The organism is Microbacterium sp. SCPM-O-B-15248 (M128) (assembly GCF_058214835.1).
Map to the genome: position 1 here is coordinate 1 of NZ_JBYQLI010000015.1, position 20,280 is coordinate 20,280.

Sequence of the window (20,280 nt, forward strand, 5' to 3'; positions counted from 1 at the left end):
CGCGTGCTTGCGCAAAAAGGCTCGGTGCGCAAGCGGCCCGTCGCAGGCCCCGACGTGCGAAAGCGTGAAGACATGCCGAGCCCGAACGACGTTCCGACCCTCTACCTGCTGCACGCCCTGGGGGCGAGCGGCGGATCGTTCCAACGGCTCGGCGACGCGCTCGCGGGACGGGTGGACGTACAGGGCATCGACCTGCCGGGCTTCGGTTCGGAGACCGCTGCCTCGGACACCTCGATCGAGGCGACGGTCGCACACGTCATCGGCATCCTGCACGAGCGGGCCCGCGGCCGGTGGATGCTCGGCGGGCACAGCATGGGCGGCAAGATCGCCGGGATCGTGGCCTCCCGCGTCCTGAGCGGAGACGCGCCCCTTGCGGGGCTCGCCGGGCTGGTGCTGATGGCGCCCTCGCCGCCGCGCCCCGAGCCGATGGACGAGGACCGGCGCGCCCGGATGCTGTCGTGGGTGGCCGACGGGCCGATCTCAAAGACGGATGCCGAGACCTTCCTCGACCAGAACACCGCGAAGTCGCTGGATGCCGAGGCCCACCGTCTCGCCGTCGACGACCTCGCTCGAACGTCTCCCGACGCGTGGCGGGCATGGCTCGAGACCGGGAGCCGTGTCGACGTGCGCGCCGAGGTCGGCCGCCTCGACCTCCCCGCCCTCGTGCTCGCCGGCGCCGACGACGCCGACCTCGGGGCCGCGGCGCAGCCGGGGCTGCTCTCCGACGTCCTGCCCCGGGCACGGTTCCACAGCCTCGCCGACACCGGGCACCTGATCCCGCTCGAGCGCGCGCCCGAGGCGGCTGCGGCCATCGCCGCGTTCGTCGCGGACGAAGTGCTCGCCGGACCCGAGGTGCCCGAGGAGTGGGTGCGGCTCATCGCCGGCGACCGGGTGGATGCGCGGGTACGCGGCATCCTGAACCGCCGGGCGGTGCCCGACGACCGCGGCTACGCGCCGCGCGTGCTCGACATGGCGCAGCTCACGCTGCTGCGCGAGATCGCCGATCTCGTCGTGCCCCAGGACGGCCCCGCGATCGACCTCGCCGCGCGCGTCGACGCGCAGTTGGCTCGCGGCGAGGGCGACGGATGGCGCCGCGACGGTCTCCCGTCCGATGCCGAGGCGTATCGCCGCGGGCTCGACACCCTCGCCCCGGGGTGGCCGACCGACCCGGTCGAGCGCGAGGCCGTGCTGCGTGCGGCGATCGAGGGCACCGGGTCCACGGACGGACCCCTGGATGCCGCTCTCCTGACGGCGTGGCTGGAGGACGCGCGCGTCGACCTCGTGCGGCAGTGGCTCTCGCACCCGGCGAGCATGGCCCGTACCGGCTTCGACGGCTTCGCCACCGGCGGCCGGGACCCGATCCGCGGCTATGTGCACCTCGATCTCGGGCGACGCGAGGACTGGGAGCCCGCCGGAGTCGGCGGCACGACCGCGACGGGAGACGCCGCATGAACCTCGACGGGATGCGCACGCACGGCACGGACGACATCGTCGACGTCGTCGTGATCGGGACGGGCGCGGGCGGCGCCCCGCTGACGGCCGAGTTCGCCCGGCGTGGGCTGTCGGTCGTGGCGCTGGAGGCGGGCCGGAACTTCGACCTCGACGACCTCACCCCCGACGAGACCGAGGCGGTGGAGATCAACTGGATGTCCGACCGCCTCAGCGGCGGAGGCGATCCCACAGCGTTCGGCCCCAACAACAGCGGTCGCGGTGTCGGCGGCTCCACGCTGCACTGGGGCGCGTTCGCGCCGCGTCCCGACGCGCGTGACCTCCGGCTGCGCACCGAGACCGGCGAGGGCCGCGACTGGCCGATCGACCCCGACGAGCTGCTGTCGTACGTCGCCCGCGTCGAGGGCGACATCGGCGTCTCGGGGCAGACGCCCTACCCGTGGGACCCCGACCGGTCGTACGCCTACGGTCCCGCCGCCCGCAACGCGCCCGCGAACCTCGTCGCACGCGGGTGCGAGGCGCTCGGCATCCGCTGGGCGGACGCGCCCGCCGCCGTGCTCACCCGCGCCCGGGTGCAGGACCACTACGGCGAGCGCGGCACGTGCGTCAACTGCGGTTCCTGCCACCAGGGATGCCGAACCGATGCCAAGGCCACCACCGCCAACACCTACCTGCCGGCCGCGGTAGCCGACGGGGCCGAGATCCGCACCGGTGCGATGGTCCACGGGATCGAGCTCGACGCGCGCGGTCACGTCGCGGCAGTCGTCTACCGGCAGGACGGCGTCGACGTGCGCCAGCGGTGCCGTGCGCTCGTGCTCGCGGGAGGCGGCGTCGAGACGCCACGGCTGCTGCTGCACACCGGCGTCGCGAACGGCAGCGGTCAGGTGGGCCGCAACTTCCTCGCGCACGGTGCGACGCAGGTGTGGGGCCGGTTCGACGAGCCCGTGCGGGGGCACCGCGGCTACCCCTCGTCGGTCATCACCGAGGACATGCTGCGCCCCGCCGACGCCGATTTCGCCGGAGGCTATCTCGTGCAGAGCCTCGGGGTGATGCCCCTCACCTTCGCCACGACGCTCGCGCGCGGCGGCGGGTTGTGGGGGCCGGAGCTCATGCAACGCCTCGATCAGGCGCAGTACATGGCGGGCATCGGCATCAACGGCGACTGCCTGCCGTCGGAGGCAAACCGCCTCGAACTCTCGGACGAGGCCGACGAATTCGGCATCCCCCGCGCCCGGGTGACGTTCACAGCGGGACCCAATGAGAAGGCTCTCGACCGGCATGCCACCGCGTTCCTGCGGCGGGTGATGGAGGCCGCGGGGGCGCGCGACACGATCACCCTCGCTCGCACCGCGCACACGATCGGCACGTGCCGCATGTCGACAGACCCGGACGACGGCGTGGTCGACGCCGACGGCCGCTCGCATGAGATCCCGAACCTCTGGATCTGCGACAACAGCGTCTTCCCCTCGGCGCTGGCCGCGAACCCCGCCCTGACGATCATGGCCCTGTCGCTGCGGACGGCGGACCGCTTCCTGGCATCCGTTGCTTAGGGCGGGGGCGCACCAGATCACGTGATCTGGGCGAGAACGCACCGTGCGACGCACCACATCGAGCGACCTCGTCCACATCGCGTGATCTGGGCGAAAACGCACCGTGCGACGCACCACGTCGAGCGGCCTCGTCCACATCACGTGATGTGGGCGCCGCCGCGGCACGGGAGAATGGATGCCATGAAGCTTGCGCACCTCGTCCGGTTCGCCGCCCTCGCCGAGGAGCAGCACTTCCCGCGCGCGGCCGAGCGGCTCGGCATCCCCCTCGCGTCGCTGTACACCACGATCGACAAACTCGAAGAGGAGGTCGGGCAGCCGCTGGTGTCGCGCACGCCGCCGACGAACCTCACGCCCGCGGGTGTCCTGCTCCTCGACGAGGCCCGCGCCCGGATCGCCGACGCTCCCCCGCAGGCGGTCGCTGCTCCGAAGGCGCGGGGCGGCAAGGCCAAGGCCTCCAAGGGCACGGGCCGCGCCCCGATCGTGAAGGGCCAGCCCAAGCCGTACAAGAAGCGCCAGGGTCGCTGACGCCCCCGAACCCCCGCGATAAACGCTCTCCCGAGTGAGACACGCGCAGAGACGCCGTGTCTCACTCGACACGCCGTTTATCGATGCGGGGCTGAGCGTCACCGCTCCGACACGCGGCCGGACTCCACTCGCCAGTGGCGGTCAGTCTGTACGGCGTCGAGCATGCGGCGGTCGTGCGTGACGAGCAGCAGCGTGCCGGTGTAGCACTCCCGCGCCTGCTCGAGCTGCTCGATCGCGGGCAGGTCGAGGTGGTTCGTCGGCTCGTCGAGCACCAGGACGTTCACCCCGCGCGCCTGGAGGAGCGCCAGCCCCGCCCGCGTGCGCTCGCCGGGTGAAAGACCGTCGACCGGGCGGGTGACGTGGTCGGCCTTGAGCCCGAACTTCGCCAGCAGCGTGCGCACGTCGGCCGCGGTCATCTCGGGCACGAGTCCCTCGAAGGTCTCGGCGAGCGGACGCTCCCCCACCAGCAGCGAGCGGGCCTGGTCGATCTCGCCGATCGCAACGCTCGACCCGAGACTCGCGGTTCCTTCGTCCGGGGTCTGACGGCCCAGGATGCCACGCAGCAACGTCGTCTTCCCGGCACCGTTGGGGCCGGTGATGCCGATGCGCTCGCCCGCGTTCACCTGCAGCGAGACGGGACCGAGCGCGAACGCCCCCTGCCGGAACACGGCACCCGAAAGCGTGGAGACCACGGAACTCGACCGCGGCGCTGCCCCGATCGTGAACTCGAGCTTCCACTCCTTGCGGGGCTCCTCGACCTCGTCGAGCCGCGCGATGCGGCTCTCCATCTGCCGCACCTTCTGGGCCTGCTTCTCGCTGGACTCCATCGAGGCCTTGCGGCGGATCTTGTCGTTGTCGGGCGACTTCTTCATCGCGTTGCGCACGCCCTGGCTCGACCACTCGCGCTGCGTGCGGGCGCGCGCGACGAGGTCGGCCTTGGTGTCGGCGAACTCCTCGTACTTCTCGCGCGCCTGCCGCCGGAGGGTCGCGCGCTCCTCAAGGTAGGCGTCGTAGCCGCCGCCGAACACGCGATGCGAGTTCTGGGCGAGGTCCAGTTCGAGTACGCGCGTGACCGACCGGGCGAGGAACTCGCGGTCGTGGCTGACCAGCACGACCCCGCCGCGGAGACCCTTCACGAACGACTCCAATCGCTCGAGGCCGTCGAGGTCGAGGTCGTTGGTCGGTTCGTCGAGCAGCGCGATGTCGAAGCGCGAGAGCAGCAGCGCCGCGAGCCCCACCCGCGCAGCCTGCCCGCCCGAGAGCCCGGTCATGAGCGCGTCGGGGCCGACGTCGAGTCCGAGGTCGGCGAGCACCACCGGCATCCGCTCGTCGAGGTCGGCCGCGCCACTCGCGAGCCAGCGGTCCAGGGCCGTGGCGTACGCGTCGTCGGCCCCCACGGCGTCGGGGTCGCCGAGGGCCGCGGCCGTGGCATCCATCTCGCGCGTCGCCTCGGCGCAGCCGGTGCGCCGCGCAAGGTACTGCGCCACGGTCTCGCCGGGCACGCGCTCGTGCTCCTGCGGCAGCCAGCCGACGAAGGCGTCGGCCGGGGCCAGCGCGATCGAGCCGCCGAGCGGTTCGTCGACGCCGGCGAGCAGCCGCAGCAGCGTCGACTTGCCGGCGCCGTTGGCGCCCACGACGCCGATCACGTCGCCCGGCGCCACGGTGAGGTCGACGCCCTCGAACAGGGTGCGGTGTCCGTAGCCTCCGGTGAGGGCCTGGGCGACGAGCGTGGCGGTCATCCCCCGATTCTCGCAGGGCGCGCTGCGGGGGACGACGGACGGCGGCGCCCGCGCACGCCGCGGCCGCATGCGGGGCACGACGCGCGCCCACCGCGGCCCCGCACTCCGCCAGCGCACCCGGCGGGCGACGGCCACCCACCGCGGTCAGCCGCACCGCACCCGGCGGCGACGCGCACCCACCGCCGCCCGCACACACCACCACCGCGCCGCGCCGCACCGTGTCGAGCGCGCCGCGACGCCGCGGTCACCGCACGTCGCCGCCGCGCAGAGTCATCGGCCAGCCGGCGCCGGGCGCGGCGACGAGTACCTCGGCGGCCCCCGCGAGACGCCAGGCGCCGAAGGCGTGCGGCACGGCGTACACCTGACCGCGCGCGACGTCGACGCTCCCCGCCTCGGACACGAGCGCCCCGGCACCGTCGGAGACGAGCACGACCGCGAAGCCCGCCTCGCGCGAGGCGGTCTCTCCGGCGGCGTCGAACAACCGGAAGTAGGGGTCAGCCGCGGACGGCAGCAGCGAGCGGAAGCCCGCCTCCGCCGGCGCGGTGCCCGCCGTGCTGATCAGGGCGTCGAGCGCGGCGGCATCCAGCGCGTCCGTGGAGACCGCGGGCATGACGGCGTCGAAACCCAGGTCGAGGTGCGACTCCTCGCGGGTCGAGGTCGTCACCGACCACTCCAGCAGAATCGAGAAGTCGGTGGGTTCCTGCACCTCGGCCAGGAAGATCCCGCCGTCGATCGCATGCACGGTGCCGGCGGGCACGAGCACTCCCATCCCCGGGCGCACCACGACGCGGTTCATGTGGGCCAGCATCCACTCGCCGTCCTGCGCCTCGCGGCGGCGGTCGAGCTCGTCCCGGTCGACGGGCCGGTTCCACCCGAGGTGCACCGCGCAGTCGTCCTCGGTCTCGAGCACGTACCAGGCCTCGGTCTTGCCGTATGGGCAGTCGAGGTGGCTGGCGGCGAAGCCGCGGTCAGGGTGCACGTGCACGGGGAGACGCTGGCGCGCGTCGAGGAGTTTGACCAGGATGCCGAGGTCCGCGGCATCCCGTCCCCCGCGCGCCCCCACCCACGCGGCGCGGTCCGCGCCCACGAGGTCGCGGAGGTACGCCCCGTCGTCGGTGACGGCGAGACCGACGTCGTCCGAGCCGAAGCGCGACACGGTCGAGGCGAGCCACTCCTCGGGCTGGCGGTCGGTCTCGGGCTCGATTCCGCGGAGCGCGGCGATGCGGTCGCCTCCGCGATAGAAGTGCTGCACGGGACGGGGCGGCAACAGGACGGGCTTCACCGGGGGGCTCCGATCGGGTGGGGCGACGCGGCGACGATGCCGGCCGCTTCCACATCTACACCATGACCGTTCATGTCCAGCGGTCGACGCCGCCCCAGCCGCCCACCCAGGACTCCAGGTGCGGCTCGTCGCGGAGGACGTGGACCCCGGATGCCACGATCTCGCCGGTCGTGAAACCGACGGCGGCACCCCAGCGCTCCGCGCGGCGACGGGCGCGACGCGCGACCGCGGCACCGATCCGTGCGCCGTCCGCGGCGTGCACGTCGAGCCGGCCCTCCTCGCCCTGACCGAGCGCGGCGAGGCGCTCGCTCAGCCCGGCGGCGTCCTCCACGAGCACCGGACGGTCGAGGCGCCACACGACGCGCGCGTCGGGGATCGCGCCGGAGCGCACGCGGGGATCGGCGGCGAGGGCGGGGGTCGACGGCGGGGCGTCGAGCACGACGACGGCACGGGGGAAAGCCGCGAGCACGGAGTCGACCGTGAGGAAGATCGCCGCCTCGGGGTGCTCCCCGGCGAGGTGCACGACGAGATCGGGCGCGGCGGGGAGCAGCCCCCGCCCGGCCGAGCCCGCCACGGGGATGTCGACCGAGAGACGCAGCGTCTGGCGGTTGCCCTCGCGGACCCGGTCGACGTCGCGACCCGACCAGTCGGGGCCGTCGTGCCACGCCACCGCCGCGGGAACGTGGGCGAGCACGGCCCCGGCCTGCCACGCCCGATGCACCCACTCCCAGTCCTCGCCGCCGTACTCCGTATACGACTCGTCGAAGCCGCCGACCTCGTCGAAGAGGCGGCGGGAGCACGCCGAGACCGCCCCGATCACGAAACGGTACGAGCGGTCGTCGGCGCGCAAGAGGTCGCCGGTGCGCGCGTACTCCTCGCGCAGCCACGCCGGTTCGGGCAGCTCGCGCGGCGGTCCCGCGTCGGCGACGGGCACCTCCGGGCCGAGACCGGCGAGGTCGGCGTGCCGTCGCCGCCCCACGGTCACGGCCTCGGGCAGCAGCGCCGGCAAGCGCGCGAGGGCCCGCACGTATCCCGGTTCGGGGGTCGTGTCGGCATCCAGGAAGCACAGGACGTCGCCGGTGCTCGCGGCGACGCCGAGGTTGCGCGCGGCGGCGGCGCGGAAACCGCGGTCGGCCTGGCGGACGAGCCGCACCCCCTCGGGGACGACCGGCGCCTCGGGCGAACCGTCGTCGGCGACCACGATCTCGAGCCGATCGGCGGGGTGGTCCTGCGCGCGCAGCGCCGCGAGAGTGCGGGCGAGCTCCTCGGGCTGGTCGTAGTGCGTGACGACGACGCTCACGCGCGGCGGCTCCGGTTCCCGTTCCGCGACGAGGTCCCACCGGTTGCCCACGACCCACGGGGCGTCGGGGGCGGGCAGCGCCGCCCACCAGCCCAGGTACGCGCGGGCGACGTCGGCGGGGCCGACGGGGACGGGATGGATGCCGTGCCACGTGGCAACCGGATCCCCGAGGGATTCGCCCACGGCGGCGGCGAGCTCGTCGGGCTCGACGGGGCGCAGGGTTCCCGGTCGCAGGGCGTCCATCTCGTCGACGTAGCGGTTGCGCACGGCCAGCGGCCGGCGGCCCCAGCCGATCCACGAGGTCAGCGACCCCGACGCCGAGACGTGCCGGTGCGCGATCACCGGCACCGCGACGGCGCGGGCGCGCTCTGCCATCTCGGCATCGTCGAGCCAACCGGTGACCTCGACGTCGACCCCGACGTCGGCGGCGCGGCGCACGAACGCGTCGAGGTCGGCGGCGTGTCCCTCCGACGCTCGCCCCAGCACCGTGAGGCGCCCGACGCCCGCGGCCACGGTGGCGGCGAGCGCCTCGTCGTGGCCCTTGCCCGGGTAGAAGTAGCCGAGCACCCCCACGGCGCCGTCGGGACGGGGGCGGTCGGTCGCGGCGGGGGATTCCGCGGGGAGCGGCACGACCTCGACCGGCCCGTGCCACACGTCCTCTTCGGCCAGCAGCGCTCGCTCGTGGGCGCTGTTCACGGCGACGGCGTGCGCGGCCCGGGCGACGGCGGCGTAGAACGCGCGGCGGCGCGGGCGGTTGCGCTCCCCGTCCGAGGCCTGCGGCACGTCGTGCAAGGTGACCGTGAGCGGATGCCGCCGGGCCAGGGCTGTCAGCCGCTCGGTCGCCTCCTCGGGCGAGGCGCCCCACATCTTGTCGGTGACGTGGACGTGCAGCGGCGTCCCGGCGGTGAGCGCGGGCAGCGCGTCGGGCACGATCGTCCGCGCCGACGGGTCCAGCGCACGCACCTCGGCCGCGACCGCGCGGGCGTACGCGGCGACACCGTGCGGGCCCGGGGGCGTGAGCAGGACAGGCACCACGCTCATGCGGCGCGCCACCGCCGCACGAGCGGTGCGAGACGCTCCACCGCCGCCGCGACGAACCCGGGGTGCGCGGCGTACCACCCGCGATGCGCCTCGGCGACGACCTCGGCCTCGAGACGGTCACCGCCGACGATCCAGTCGCGTCGGGGCTCGGCATCCAGGTCCCACGCGTCCACGACCCACGGTTCGAGCGGGGCCTGCACGCCGGCGAGGATCGGACGGCCCGGGTCGACCGCGGTGCCCGGCGCACCGAGCGCGGCCACGATCCGCTCCCCCATCGGCAGGAAGACGGCATTGCCCGGGTGGTTGACCGTGCGGGCCAGATCGGCGACGACCGGGGCGTAGAGATCGGATGCCACGACATCGACGCCGAGGCCCTCGCGGCGCCGCAGCTCGGACACGGAGTCCGCGGCGACGGCGCGCACGACCTCCGGGGGAAGGCCGGCCGCGACGGGGAGTCCCGCGGCCTCGGCGATCAGCCGGACGTCGTGATACGCGACGAGGGGCGGATCCTCGTCGACGCCGGGAACACGGATCGCCGCTTGGAAGGGGTGCAGACCGCCGTAGCGCAGCGACGGCACGACGACCGTCCGCGCGCCGTCGGGGAGGACCTCCCGCAGCTGGGCGGTGCCGAGGGGCAGCCCTCGATAGTCGTCCCGGATCGGCTGCACGACCAGAAAGGCCGCTCCGGCCAGCAAGCGGTGCAGACGCTCCGCGTCGGCGGCATCCATCTCGTGCACGGCGGGGATTCGGACGGCCGGGTGGTCGCCGCTCGAGACGACGAGCCGGATCGACTCCGCCTGGCAGTTGCCCACGACGACGCCGTAACCGGACGGCGGAACGGCATCGCCGAAGAACTCGGCGTAGTGCCGTCGACGCGCTATCACCGCCGCGGCGTCGTCCGCAAGGCTTGTCGACCCGTCCTCACTGCCACGCATGATGTGAAGGTACGCCGTCGGTGCTCTCGTCTCCCCAACCGCCCGGTTGCCTTGCGATGCCCGTGTCGATGCGATACGCGTCACCACCGCCCGCCCGCCAGGAGGCCCCCGATAAACACCGTCCCCTCTCGCCGTATCCGCGTCGCCGCCGTGCCCGCGAGCCACCCGTACGTGCGCGCCGTGACCGACGAACGCTCCGTAGACCTGCGCCCCGATCCCCCGGTGCCCGGTGCGGCCCCCGGTCAGTGGTGGCCGCCGCAAGTGCTGCTGCCGGCCTGGCTCGAGGCGCACGCGGGCGAGATCGACCTCGTGCACTTGCACTTCGGCAGCGAGTCGTATTCCGCCGACGACCTCGCCGCGACCGTGGACACCCTGCAGCGCCTCGGGCTCCCGCTCGTCTACACGGTGCACGACCTCGAGAACCCCCAGCTGAGCGCCCAGGACGCGCATCGCGCGGCCCTCGCGGTGCTCATCGCGGGTGCGGACGAGCTGATCACCCTGACTCCCTCGACCGCGGCCGAGGTGGAACGCGACTATGGACGCGCGAGCGACGTCATCGCGCACCCCACTCTCGTCGAGGACGGCGCGTTGCCCGTCGGGCGCCCCTCGACCGCGACGCGCGTCGGCGTGCACCTGCGCGACCTCCGGCCCAACATCGACGGCGTCGCGACGACGGCGACCCTCGTGCGCGCCGTCGCCGACCTCCGCGCGCAAGGAGCGGCTGTCGAAGCCGTGGTGCGCATGAACGAGAACGTGCGCGACGCCGACGCCGCCGCATCCATCGACGCCCTCGCCCGCACCGCGGACGGCGTGCGCCTCGAGCGGGCGGCGCGGCTCGACGACGACGCCCTCGCCGCCTGGATCGCCGACCTCGACGTGTGCCTGCTGCCGTACACGCACGGCACCCACTCGGGGTGGGCCGAGCTCTGCTACGACCTCGCCGTCCCCGTCGCCGGCACCCGCGTCGGCCACGTCGGCTCCCAGCACCCCGGCGACTTCCATACGTACGGTCTCGGCGACCCGGTGTCGCTCGAGCGGGCGATCGTGGATACCACGGCCCCGGCGTGGTCCGTCCCGGGATCCGCGGCGCGCGCCGCCGAGGTCGCCCGGCGTCGGACAGAGCGTCGGGAGGAGCGCGAGCGGGTGCGCCAGGCCCACGTCGCGCTGTACCGCCGGTCGTTGCGGACGGAGAGCGCGGCGTGATCCGGGGGCTGCGACAGATGCGCGTGCTCGTGGTGGCGCCCTCGCGCTATCCCCTGCGCCAACCCCACGCGGGCGGCCTGGAGGCGACGGTGTGGGACCGCGTCAGCTGGCTGCGCGCCCGCGGGCACGAGGTCACGCTGTGCGCCGCGGAGGGCTCGGACTTCCTCGGCGACGCCCCGGAGTTCGCCCTGCCCGCACCCGAATGGTCGCGGGTCGAGGACGCCTCGGACACCCAGTACCCGGCCGGGTACGCGGCGGCGACGGAGGCCGCCCACGAGGCCGCGTTCGATCGTCTGCGTGCCGAGCGGCACCGCTTCGACGTCATCGACAACCACAGCCTGCATCCCGCCCCGATCCGGTGGAGCCGGGATGCCGACATCCCGGTCGTGACGACCCTGCACACGCCCCCGCTCGAACCGCTGCTCGAAGCGGCCGCCTACGCCCGCGGAAGCGCGCACCGTTTCGTCGCGGTGAGCCAGGCGACCGCACGCGCGTGGTCGGCGGAGGGCGTGGATTCGTTCGTCTTCCCCAACGGCGTCGACACCGATCGCTGGGTCCGCGGGCCCGGGGGACGCCGATGGGTCTGGTCGGGACGCCTCGTCCCCGAGAAGGCACCGCACCTCGCGATCGAGGCGGCGCGGACCGCGGGTGCCGAGATCGTCGTGGCGGGGCGGATCGGCGACGTCGACTACTTCCAGCAAGAGGTCGCCCCGCGGTTGGGCCCGCACGCGCGGTACGTCGGGGCCCTGCACCAGGACGCCCTGTGCCGCTTGGTCGGCGAATCGGCGGTCGCCCTCGTGACGCCGATGTGGGAGGAACCGTTCGGACTCGTCATCGCCGAGGCCCTGGCCACCGGTACGCCGGTCGCCGCCTTCGACATCGGCGGGGTATCGGAGGTGCTGGCCGGCATGCCCGGCACGGCCGCAGTCATGCCCGGCGATGTCACCGCCCTCGCGCACGCTGCGCGTGACCTGGCCCGGCAGGGCGAGCGGGAACCCCTGATCCGCGTGTGGACGCGCCGCGCAGCGGTGCGCGAGCACGCGCTGAGTCGCCGCTACCGCGAGATCGAGCGCGTGCTGACCCACACCGCCCAGCAGGTCGCCCCGCGCTCCGTCCCGGCGGTGTCGTGGTGATCGGCTGGTACGTGCACCACCACGGCTACGGTCACGTCGCGCGGTTCCGCGCCGTGCAGCCGCACCTGCGCGAGCGGGTGCGGGTGTTCTCGTCGCTCCCCCGGCCCGACGGGCTGGACGGCGGTGTCGAGTGGATCGTGCTGCCGGGCGACGCCGACACCGTCGAACGCGCGGACGGCACCGTGTGCAACCCCCGCGACGCCGACCCGACCGTGCGCGGCGCGCTGCACTGGGCACCGCACGACCATCCCGGGCATCGCGCCCGGCTCGCGCGCATCGCGGCGCACGCCGAGGATCTGCGGGTGTTCGTCACCGACGTGAGCGCCGAAGTGGTGGCGTTCACGCGGCTCCTGGGTCTGCGCACGGTCGCGGTGACGCAGCCCGGCGAGCGCACCGACCCGGCGCATTCCCTCGCCTACGACCTCGCGGACCGCATCCTCGCCCCGTGGGCGCACGGTGCCGTTCCGGCCGGCGCCCTCTCGCCGCGGACCGACCGGGTGGTGTGGACCGGCGGAATCTCGCGACACGACGGGCGGGTCGCGGATGCCGCGGACGCCGAGCGTTCCGTGCTCTTCCTCGGTCGTGCGCTCGACGACGACGTGCGCCGCGCGGCGGAGCAGCAGCTCGCCGCCGCGGGGTGGCGCACACGCGCGATCGGTCACGACGCCGCTTCGCGGGTCGACGACCCCTGGCCGCTGCTGACCTCGCACACCGTCGTGGTCAGCGCCGCGGGGCAGAACAGCGTCGCCGACCTCGCCGCAGCGGGGGCGCGCGCGGTCGTCGTCGCCCAGGACCGCCCCTTCGACGAGCAGCGCCACACCGCGTGCGCGCTGCACCGGTGGAACCTCGCCCGCGTCGCCCCCGAGGGCGTCGATGCCGCCGGTGTCGTGGCGCTCGTCGAGGCGGCCGCGGGCGACGAACCGGACTGGTCGCGGTGGCAGGTGGCCGGTGCCGCCGAACGCGCGGCCGAAGCCGTCGAGGCGATGCTGCCGTGAGGATCGCTGTCCTCACCGTCGCCTCGGACGCCCGACGCGAACACCTCGAGCGTCAGCGCGCCGTGCTGGCGGAGGTGGCGCCCGACGTGGAGCGCGTGGAGGTGTGGCTCGACGCGGCGCCGCCCACCGGCATCCCGGATGCCGGGACGCAGACGCGGCACGTACCGCCCGGCCCGCACGGGCTGCGGGTGGGGGCGGGACGCAACACCGCCGCCGCGGCCGCGATCGCCGCGGGCACCGAGCTGTTGGTCTTCCTCGACGTGGACTGCCTGCCGGGGGCCGACCTCGTCGCGCGGTACATCGACGCCGCCACCGCGCACCCCGACGCGCTGCTGGCCGGGCCGGTGACGTACCTCGCGAGCGTGCAGCGCCCCGAGGTCGCCGACCTTCCCTTCGTCACGCGCCCGCACCGGGCCCGCCCGGCCCTCCCGCCCGGGGCCACCCGCGCGGCGACTCCCGACGAATACGACCTGTTCTGGTCGCTGTCTTTCGCTGTCACCGCCGCGACGTGGGAGCGCCTCGGCGGATTCCACGACGCGTACGAGGGGTACGGAGCCGAAGACACCGACCTCGCCTGGACCGCGCGGGCCGCCGGCATCCCCCTGGTGTGGACGGGCGGGGCGGATGCCTACCACCAGTGGCATCCGGTGTCCTCACCGCCATGGCAGCACCTCGACGACATCCTCCGCAACGGCGCCGCGTTCCACCGCCGCTGGGGCGTCTGGCCCATGGGCGGCTGGCTCGAGGCCTTCGCCGCCGCCGGCGCGATCGAGCTCCGCGGCGCAACGTGGGTGCGCCGTCCCAGCGCGTGAGGGGTCAAGAATTGTCGCTTCGGCAGCGCCCGAAGCGACACATTCTGACCCCTCACGCGAGAGATAGCTAGGCGCTCCGGAGCCAGGCCGTTGCCTCGCCGGGCAGGGTGCCCGACTCGACCGGCGCGCTCGACAGCAGCACCTCGGCCGCGGGGAGCTCCACGGGCTCGGTGCCGAAGTTCGTCACGACCGTCCAGCCGTTCGGCCGCGAGAACGCCACGACGTCAACCCGGCCGAGGTCGAGCCACTCCAGCTCCTCGGCGGTCTGCAGCTCGTGCCGCAGGTCGAGGGCGCGGCGGTAGAGCGACAGCGTCGAGCCCGGGTCGCCGTCCTGGCGGTCGACGGCGTACGCGGCGAACCACTCCGGCTGCGGCAGGTGCGCACCCGCGTCACCGAAACCGAACGCCGGCCCCTCGGCCGTCCACGGCAGCGGCACGCGGCATCCGTCCCGCCCCTGGTCGACACCGGGGCTGCGGAAGAACGTCGGGTCCTGGCGCTGGGCGTCGGGGATGTCGGCGACCTCGTGCAGCCCCAGCTCCTCGCCCTGGTACAGGTACGCCGACCCCGGAAGGCCCAACACGAACAGCGCCGCGGCGCGGGCGCGGCGCACGCCGCGCTCGGCGTCGAGGGCCGGCTCGACCCCGCCCGAGAGCAGCCACCGGTTGCCGTGCTTGAGCGTCGGGCGGCCGTCCGCGGCCCGCTCGGCGTCGGGCAGGCCGTAGCGGGTGGCGTGGCGCACGACGTCGTGGTTGGACAGCACCCACGTCGTCGACGACCCCGACTCGGCGGCGAGCGCGAGGTTGTCGGCGACGATGCGGCGGAACTGGCCCGCGTCGAAGTCGGCCTCGAGCAGGTCGAAGTTGAACGACTGCCCCAGGCTCTCGATGCTCGCGTACAGCGGCACGCGCGACGGGTGCACCCACGCCTCGGCGACGGCGGTACGGGGCGGGTCGTACTCGTTGAACACGGCGCGCCACTCGGCGTAGACCTCGTGCACGTCGTCGCGGTCGAGCAGGGGGTGGGTGCCGTCCTGCGGCATCGCGGCGAGCTCGGCGGCCGACGGCAGCGGCTCGCTGAGGTCCTTGGTGAGCATGTGGGCGACGTCGATACGGAACCCGTCGACACCGCGGTCGCTCCAGAACCGCAGGGTGCGGACGAAGTCCGCCCGCACCTCGGGGTTCGCCCAGTTCAGGTCGGGCTGCGACACATCGAAGTTGTGGAAGTACCACTGCCCGTCCGCCACGCGCTCCCACGCGGACCCGCCGAACACCGACTGCCAGTCCGTCGGCGGCTCGGACCCATCGGGGCCCGTCCCCTCGCGGAAGATGTACCGCTCGCGCGCGGCCGACCCGCGGCCGGCGGCGAGAGCCTCCTGGAACCACGTGTGGTCGTCCGAGGTGTGGTTGGGCACGATGTCGACGACGACCCGGATGCCATGGGCGTGCAGCTGCGCGATGAGCTCGTCCATGTCGGCCAGGGTCCCCAGGCGCGGGTCGACGTCGCGGTAGTCGGCGACGTCGTACCCGCCGTCGGCGAGCGCCGAGGGGTAGAAGGGGCTCAGCCAGATGGCATCCACCCCCAGTTCGGCGAGGTACGGCACGCGCGCGGTGATGCCGGGGATGTCGCCGAGGCCGTCGGCGTTGCTGTCGGCGAAGCTGCGGGGATACACCTGGTACACCACGGCCTGGCGCCACCAGTCGGGAGCGTCGGAGAGGGCGCGGGCGTGCACGGAGGGTGCGGCGGTGGTCACGGGAGGGTCCTTTCGGGGAGGGGTCGGTCAGCCCTTGACGGCGCCCTGCGTGACACCGGCCATCACCCATCGCTGGGTGAAGAGGTAGGCGACGATCGCGGGAGCCATGGCCATGAGGTACGACGCGAAGGCGACGTTGTAGTTGTTGCTGAACTGCGTCTGGAACAGGTTCTGACGCACGGGCAGCGTCTGCATCGCGGGATCGCTGATGATGAGCGAGGGCATCATGAAGTCGTTCCACGCGTACAGGAAGGCGAAGATGCCGACGGTCGCGCTCATCGGCGCGAGCAGCGGGAAGATCAGCCGCCAGAACGTCTGCCACGTCGTGGCGCCGTCGATGCGCGCGCTCTCTTCGAGTTCGAGCGGGATCGAGCGCAGGAATGCCGTGAACAGCAGCACGCTGAAGCTCAGCTGGAACATCGTGGCGAGGATGATCACGCCGAACGGGTTGTCGAGCCCGACCCGGCCGGTGAGCTGGATCTGCGGCAACGCCACCACGGGGAACGGGATGAACATCGCCGCGAGCAGGTAGAAGAACGAGTATCGGAAGAGCTTGCGGTCCCAGTTGCGCGCGATCGCGTAGGAGGCGAAGGCCGCGAGCACGATGGTCGCCACTACGGTTCCGGCCGTGACCAGGAGCGAGATCGCGAGCCCGACGGGGAACTTCGTCAGCGTCCACGCTTGCACGAACCCGTCGAAGCTGATCGGCGCGGGGACCGAGAAGGCGTTGCCGTCGACGACCTGCGCCCCGCTCTTCAGCGCCATCGTGACGGTGACGTACAGGGGCAGCAGCACCGTGACGGAGCAGAGGATGAGGATCGTCGTGGTCGACCAGTTGATCCGCTCCGTCCCCACGCGGCGCGGCCGCCGTTCGGTGCGGCGCTGATCGGGGAGGGCGAGGTCGGCCTGCTCGAAGGCGAGCGCCGGCTGGTTGACAGCGGTCATGAGAGGGTGTTCCTTCCCCGGGTCAGCGAGAGCTGCAGCAGCGAGATGACGACGGCGACGAGGAAGAACAGGGCCGCGTTGGCCATCTGATAGGCGTAGTCGCCGCCGTTGAAGCCGAAGATGATCGACATCGCGACGCTGCGGGTCGCGGTGCCGGGACCGCCATTGGTGAGACCGACGATGATGTCGTAGGCGTTGAGGAACCCCTTGAAGCCGAGGATGACGTTGATGACGACGTACCCGGCGACCAGCGGGAGCGTGATGCGCAGCAGTTGCTGGACCTTGCCCGCACCGTCCAGGCCCGCGGCCTCGTAGACGTCACCCGGTACCGAGAGAAGACCGGCGATGTAGATCAGCAGCGTCCCGGGGATCGCCTGCCACGCGGTGACGATCACGATCGCGACCCACGCCAAGTCGGGGTTGGCGAGCAGGCTCGATTCGAGCCACGGGATGCCGAGGGCGGCTCCCGCCTGCGGCAGCGAGTTGCTGAAGAGGAAGTTGAAGACGAAGGCGATGATGATGCCCGAGATCACCATCGGGATGACGAAGACCGTGCGGAGGGCCCTCGTGAAGCGGATCTTCGAAGTCAGACCGACCGCCAGCAGGAACGCCGCGATGTTGACCACGATGACCGTCGCGACCGAGAACCCGAAGGTGAACAGGTACGCCTGGAGGATGGCCGGGTCACTGAAGAGGGCGATGTAGTTCGTCAGCCCGACGAAGTTCCACTCCCCGATGCCGATGGAGTCGGTGAAGCTGAAGAAGATGCCGATGATGCCCGGCACCGTGATCGCCAGCGTGAACAGCACGAGGGTCGGAATCAGGAAGACGTAGTAGATCGGCTCGACGCGGCGGGTGCTGCGGCGAGCGGCGGCCTTCCCTCCGGTGACGATCGTCGTGGTGGTGGTCATCGCTGGCCTCCCTCGGCGGCGGCGGAGGCGGAGTCGGTGGTCGACGCGGCGGGCTGCCGGAAGGCCAGGCGAGCCCAGTCCTGGTCCATCGTGCGCAGCGTGTTCTCGGGCGAGGCGCCGAGGATCATCGCCTGGGCGTAGTTGAAGACCGGGATCGTCTTCGGCACGAGGACCGATGCGCCCTGGTAGATGCGGCCCGCGTCGTAGAACGGGATCATCCCGGCGACGCGCGGGTCGCTCGGCGAGGGCGCGTCCTTCGTCGGCGCGAACCCGAGCTGCGACTCGTTGTAGGCCTCGATGATCTGCGGCTGGTAGAGATACTCGAGGAAGTCGCGCGCGGCATCCTGATGGCGTGAGCCCTCGGGGATGGTCGCGGCGAGGTCCATGTTGACCCGCACGGCGAGGTCGGCGGGGTCGTCGGTCATCGGGAGAGGGAACGTCCCCACCGCGAGGTCGGGCGCGGTCTTGGCGATCTCGCCGAGCGCCCACGGCCCCTGCAGGTACATCGCCGCCTGGCCCTGGGCGAACGCGAGGTTCCCGTCGCCATAGGCCCGGCTGTCGGCATCCGGGTTCGTGTAGGTCGTGGCGAGCTCGGTCATGCGGCCCATGGCACCGGCGAAGTCCTTCTGGAACGACACCGCGGAATCGGCTCCCACCCGGTCGCCCTCGGCCGCGAGGGCGTCGAAGAAGTCGAGCACGTCGAGCGATCCGCCGATCGAGTAGTCGTACCAGCCCTGCCCCACGGTCCAGTCGTCCTTGAAGGTGCCGTAGAAGGGGGTGATGCCGTTGGCCTGCAGGGTGTCAGCGGTCTGGACCAGTTCGTCCCACGTGGTGGGGACTCCGAGCCCTAGCTGATCGAAGATCTCGGTGTTGTAGATGACCGACGACGCCATCACCGAGTAGGGGAGCGCGCTCGTGCGGCCGGCGCAGACGCCGTACTGGTCCATGAGCGGCTGCAGGTCCTCGCGGACCGTGGCCGCCGCCGCGGTGCCGGACAGGTCGGTGAGCGCACAGCGCTGCACGAACCGGGCGACCTCGTAGTTGTAGTTCGCGAGCATGATGTCGGGCGGATTGCCCCGGACGAAGCTCGCCGAGACGACGTCGACGCCCGAGGCGTCCATCTCGACCCGCACCTTGTCCTGCGACGCGTTGTAGTCCGCCACCACCTGGTTCATGAACGCGAGCGCCTCACGTTTGCTGAAGGTGAAGCGGATGGTCTCGCGGCCGTCGGCGGAGCAGCCCGCGAGCATCGCCGCTCCCAGTGCCGTCACCGCCCCCGCCGCGACCCACCGTCGCACCGTCGCCGTCTTCGCTGGCACGTGTCCTCCTCGCATCGTTGCGACTTCCTAGAATCAGGGAGTAAATCTACTCGCTAAATCAATTCGATGAGGGCAGTATTGCAGGAGACACGAAGGGGGTCAAGATCCGATGACGGATGCCACACCCTCGGTGCCCTCGCTCCGCCGCCACAGCCTCGACGCCGTGCTCGCCTACGCCTGGGACGCCGAGGCGTTCACCGCCAGCGACGTCATGTCGGCGGTCACCCTCACCCGCTCGACGACGATCGACGTGCTCGACGAGCTCGTCGCACGCGGGCTCCTCGTCGAGATGCCGAACGCCCGCGCCGTCGGCGAGTACTCCAAGGGTCGCCCCGCGCGACGCTTCGCCCTGCGCGACGACGCCGGTCTCGTCGTCGGGGTCGACGCGGGCCGCGGCCACGTCACCGCGACCGTCGCCGACCTCCGCGGACGCGCGGTCGCGACCTCGCGCCTCGCGGTCGATCCCGAACGCGATTCGCCGGAACGTCGCCGCCGCGCCGCCGAGAAAGTCGTCGAAGCGACCTTGACGCGCGCCCGGGCGACGCGCGCCGACCTCGTCGCGATCTGCGTGGGCGTCCCCGCCCCTGTCGATCGCGAGGGCCGCTCCCCCGCCCACCACGACGGCTTCTGGGAGCGCATGAACCCGCGCTTCATCGACACCTTCGCCGCGTGGGCCCCCGTCGTCCGCGTCGAGAACGACGCCTCGCTCGCAGCGGTCGCCGAGCGCACGCACGGGGCCGCCGTCGACTGCGACGACTTCGTGGCGCTCCTGGCCGGCGAACGCTTCGGCGCGGGCGTGTGGGTCGACGGGCGACTGCTCCGCGGCGCCCACGGCGGCGCGGGCGAGACGGTCGCGTTCGACCGCGTCGAGGGGGTGGGCAGCGCCCTCGGGCTCGCGCCTCGCTGCGTCGACGCCGCTCGGGCGGCGATCGCCGGAGGCACGGTGCCGGCGGGCAGCGCGCTGGCCGACGTCGACCCCGACACCCTGGATGCCAAGACCGTCCTCGATCTGGCGCGGGCGGGCGACCCGGGCGCCTTGGCCGTGGCCGCCGAGGTCGGTGCCGCGCTCGCGGTGGTCGCCGGCATGTTCGGCAGCATGTTCGACGTACGCCGCGTGATCATCTCCGGTGCCCTCGCGGCCGGGGCCGCACCCCTCATCGACGCGGCCGCCCACACGCTTCCGGACGCGCTCGACCTGCCCGCCCCCGAGATCGTGGCCTCGCCGTTGGGCGCCGACATCGTCTCGATCGGCGCGGTCGCCGCGGCGATCGACGCCGCCCGCACCCGAGCGCTCGACCTCCCCCCCTTCACCCTCTGATCCCTCCCCCCTCCGTCAGCTGCAGGGACCGGCGCACACGCGCATCTACGCGTACGGCGCGGCTCGCGGTGGG

Annotated in this window: 16 protein-coding genes; 8 read left to right on the plus strand and 8 right to left on the minus strand. The window is 73.0% G+C overall.

All coding sequences use genetic code 11. From position 1 onward, the window contains the following. Nucleotides 1-72: 72 nt before the first annotated feature. From AC3E6M_RS16900 to AC3E6M_RS16910, 3 genes are all read left to right on the plus strand, one after another. Nucleotides 73-1,452 carry an alpha/beta hydrolase gene (locus AC3E6M_RS16900; RefSeq protein WP_490530589.1) on the plus strand — a complete coding sequence of 460 codons (1,380 nt, stop codon included), beginning with the start codon at nucleotides 73-75 and terminating at the stop codon, nucleotides 1,450-1,452. Then, a complete protein-coding gene (locus tag AC3E6M_RS16905; RefSeq protein ID WP_490530590.1) occupies nucleotides 1,449-2,999 on the plus strand; it encodes a GMC family oxidoreductase in 1,551 nt (516 codons plus the stop codon). Before AC3E6M_RS16900 ends, AC3E6M_RS16905 begins: the two co-directional genes overlap by 4 nt. A 180-nt stretch (nucleotides 3,000-3,179) precedes the next feature. Further along, nucleotides 3,180-3,524: a LysR family transcriptional regulator gene (locus AC3E6M_RS16910; protein WP_138178098.1), complete on the plus strand. Its 345-nt coding sequence runs from the start codon at nucleotides 3,180-3,182 to the stop codon at nucleotides 3,522-3,524. A 98-nt stretch (nucleotides 3,525-3,622) separates the two neighbouring features. Here AC3E6M_RS16910 and AC3E6M_RS16915 read toward each other — a convergent pair whose 3' ends face one another. The 4 genes from AC3E6M_RS16915 to AC3E6M_RS16930 all read right to left on the minus strand — a co-directional run bounded on the left by AC3E6M_RS16915 (nucleotide 3,623) and on the right by AC3E6M_RS16930 (nucleotide 9,821). Beyond that, a complete protein-coding gene (locus AC3E6M_RS16915; protein WP_490530591.1) occupies nucleotides 3,623-5,263 on the minus strand; it encodes an ABC-F family ATP-binding cassette domain-containing protein in 1,641 nt (546 codons plus the stop codon). A 244-nt stretch (nucleotides 5,264-5,507) separates the two neighbouring features. Next, nucleotides 5,508-6,530 carry a class I mannose-6-phosphate isomerase gene (locus AC3E6M_RS16920; RefSeq protein ID WP_490530592.1) on the minus strand — a complete coding sequence of 341 codons (1,023 nt, stop codon included), beginning with the start codon at nucleotides 6,528-6,530 and terminating at the stop codon, nucleotides 5,508-5,510. 85 nt (nucleotides 6,531-6,615) lie between these two features. Next, entirely contained in the window at nucleotides 6,616-8,886 is a 2,271-nt protein-coding gene (locus tag AC3E6M_RS16925) for a glycosyltransferase family 2 protein (protein ID WP_490530593.1), read from the minus strand. Next, nucleotides 8,883-9,821, minus strand: a complete 939-nt coding sequence (locus tag AC3E6M_RS16930; protein WP_490530594.1) for a WcbI family polysaccharide biosynthesis putative acetyltransferase — start codon at nucleotides 9,819-9,821, stop codon at nucleotides 8,883-8,885. The genes AC3E6M_RS16925 and AC3E6M_RS16930 overlap by 4 nt, the downstream gene beginning before the upstream one ends. Nucleotides 9,822-10,001: 180 nt before the next feature. On the opposite strand from AC3E6M_RS16930, the gene AC3E6M_RS16935 reads away from it, so the two are divergent. From AC3E6M_RS16935 to AC3E6M_RS16950, 4 genes are read left to right on the plus strand one after another with little or no spacing between them, the layout of a single operon-like run. Next, a complete protein-coding gene (locus AC3E6M_RS16935; protein ID WP_490530595.1) occupies nucleotides 10,002-11,024 on the plus strand; it encodes a glycosyltransferase in 1,023 nt (340 codons plus the stop codon). Then, nucleotides 11,021-12,157 (plus strand): glycosyltransferase, encoded by a 1,137-nt coding sequence (locus AC3E6M_RS16940; protein ID WP_138178036.1) that lies wholly within the window; start codon nucleotides 11,021-11,023, stop codon nucleotides 12,155-12,157. Before AC3E6M_RS16935 ends, AC3E6M_RS16940 begins: the two co-directional genes overlap by 4 nt. After that, nucleotides 12,154-13,152 carry a glycosyltransferase gene (locus tag AC3E6M_RS16945; RefSeq protein ID WP_490530596.1) on the plus strand — a complete coding sequence of 333 codons (999 nt, stop codon included), beginning with the start codon at nucleotides 12,154-12,156 and terminating at the stop codon, nucleotides 13,150-13,152. The genes AC3E6M_RS16940 and AC3E6M_RS16945 overlap by 4 nt, the downstream gene beginning before the upstream one ends. Next, entirely contained in the window at nucleotides 13,149-13,964 is an 816-nt protein-coding gene (locus tag AC3E6M_RS16950; RefSeq protein WP_490530597.1) for a galactosyltransferase-related protein, read from the plus strand. Before AC3E6M_RS16945 ends, AC3E6M_RS16950 begins: the two co-directional genes overlap by 4 nt. A gap of 67 nt (nucleotides 13,965-14,031) precedes the next feature. On the opposite strand, the gene AC3E6M_RS16955 is transcribed toward AC3E6M_RS16950, so the two are convergent. The 4 genes from AC3E6M_RS16955 to AC3E6M_RS16970 are packed head-to-tail and all read right to left on the minus strand — an operon-like array spanning nucleotide 14,032 to nucleotide 18,889. After that, nucleotides 14,032-15,714 carry a glycoside hydrolase family 13 protein gene (locus tag AC3E6M_RS16955; protein ID WP_490530598.1) on the minus strand — a complete coding sequence of 561 codons (1,683 nt, stop codon included), beginning with the start codon at nucleotides 15,712-15,714 and terminating at the stop codon, nucleotides 14,032-14,034. A 27-nt stretch (nucleotides 15,715-15,741) separates the two neighbouring features. Continuing rightward, nucleotides 15,742-16,659, minus strand: a complete 918-nt coding sequence (locus AC3E6M_RS16960) for a carbohydrate ABC transporter permease (protein WP_171024401.1) — start codon at nucleotides 16,657-16,659, stop codon at nucleotides 15,742-15,744. Continuing rightward, entirely contained in the window at nucleotides 16,656-17,570 is a 915-nt protein-coding gene (locus AC3E6M_RS16965) for a carbohydrate ABC transporter permease (RefSeq protein WP_138178076.1), read from the minus strand. Before AC3E6M_RS16965 ends, AC3E6M_RS16960 begins: the two co-directional genes overlap by 4 nt. Further along, nucleotides 17,567-18,889 carry an ABC transporter substrate-binding protein gene (locus tag AC3E6M_RS16970; protein WP_394529916.1) on the minus strand — a complete coding sequence of 441 codons (1,323 nt, stop codon included), beginning with the start codon at nucleotides 18,887-18,889 and terminating at the stop codon, nucleotides 17,567-17,569. Before AC3E6M_RS16970 ends, AC3E6M_RS16965 begins: the two co-directional genes overlap by 4 nt. 109 nt (nucleotides 18,890-18,998) lie before the next feature. On the opposite strand from AC3E6M_RS16970, the gene AC3E6M_RS16975 reads away from it, so the two are divergent. Then, the gene (locus AC3E6M_RS16975; protein ID WP_490530599.1) at nucleotides 18,999-20,207 is read left to right on the plus strand and encodes an ROK family protein; all 1,209 of its coding nucleotides are present in this window, start codon (nucleotides 18,999-19,001) and stop codon (nucleotides 20,205-20,207) included. Nucleotides 20,208-20,280: the final 73 nt, after the last annotated feature.